1 protein-coding gene is annotated in these 1,520 nt (G+C 35.7%); it reads left to right on the top strand.

Annotated elements, in window-relative coordinates:
- Window positions 1-109 precede the first annotated feature (109 nt).
- The gene (sstT, locus tag CJF42_RS25695; protein WP_095369328.1) at window positions 110-1,312 is read left to right on the top strand and encodes a serine/threonine transporter SstT; all 1,203 of its coding nucleotides are present in this window, start codon (window positions 110-112) and stop codon (window positions 1,310-1,312) included.
- Window positions 1,313-1,520: the final 208 nt, after the last annotated feature.

Raw genomic sequence — 1,520 nt, 5'->3', positions numbered from 1 at the left:
TTAATTCACCGAGAATTGCTGCTGTTTTTAATAACTACTGGACACGAAGTGCTCTTCGGTGGTAAAAACCTGATCTAATATTGAAATATAATAATAATGAAGGTCTGTTATGACAGCTTTTTTTAAAAAATTACAATCAACCAGTCTTATTAGCCAAATCATAGCCGCTATCATTTCAGGTTGTATTTTGGCTATTTTATCGCCAGATACTGCTAAGTCCTTCTCTATGTTAGGTGATTTATTTGTCAGCGCACTGAAAGCCGTTGCACCTATATTAGTGTTGGTATTAGTCGCATCTTCTATCGCAAATCAAAAAGTAGATAGTGACGCAAACTTAAAGCCTATTATTGGCCTTTATTTAATTGGTACATTAAGTGCCGCTTTTGTTGCTGTTGTGATGAGCTTTTTATTCCCAACACAGCTTACACTTGATTTAGCTGGTGCAACTGCTAATCCACCACAAGGTTTAGCCGAAGTATTATCAACTCTGGCTTATAAAGTAGTAGATAACCCTATTAACGCCGTTGCGACTGGGAACTTTATCGGTATTTTAGCTTGGGGCTTAGGATTAGGTTTTGCATTAAAACGTGCCAGTGACTCATCTAAAATGATGGTTCATGACTTAGCTGATGCGGTTTCTAGCATCGTAAAAACGGTTATTAAATTTGCACCTTTAGGTATATTTGGTTTAGTCGCTAATACCATAGCAATAACAGGGTTTTCTGCTTTAGCTGAATTTAGTCATCTCGTATTTGTATTAGTCAGCTCAATGATAATTATTGCATTAATTATTAACCCATTAATTGTTTATATTGTGACACGTAAAAACCCATATCCTTTAGTATTCACTTGTTTAAAAGATTCTGGTATTACAGCATTCTTCACAAGAAGTTCAGCTGCAAACATTCCAGTAAACATGGCTTTATGTAAAAGATTAGACTTACATGAAGATACTTATTCGTTATCAATTCCACTAGGCGCAACCATTAATATGGCGGGTGCTGCGATAACAATTACGGTACTAACTTTAGCTGCCGCTAATACTTTAAATATCGAAGTGGATATCGCAACAGCTATATTATTAAGCGTGATTGCATCGGTTTCGGCTTGTGGTGCATCAGGTGTTGCAGGTGGTTCATTATTATTAATACCTTTAGCCTGTAGCTTATTTGGTATTGATACTGATATTGCAATGCAAGTTGTTGCCATTGGTTTTATTATTGGTGTGATACAAGATTCAGCAGAAACAGCATTAAACAGTTCAACTGACGTTGTATTCTCTGCTGCTGCGTCTCATCATGCAACTAAGTAATTAATGCTTTAGATTTAAGAAAATGGTTTACTTAACGTGGATCTAGTCTTGATTCAATAAAATAACTTTGATTAGCCCTGTATGTAAGTACAGGGCTTTTTAATGCTATGTTTTTACAAAAGTAGCTTTTGAAGGGCCAACACAAAATAATGCTATACCCATGACACCTCAAAATACGCGATTTCAGCAAGAATCAAACAAGATTTAA

Source organism: Pseudoalteromonas sp. NBT06-2 (assembly GCF_002276045.1).
In the GTDB taxonomy this organism is placed as follows: domain Bacteria; phylum Pseudomonadota; class Gammaproteobacteria; order Enterobacterales; family Alteromonadaceae; genus Pseudoalteromonas.
This window is presented reverse-complemented; position numbering and strand designations above follow the sequence as displayed.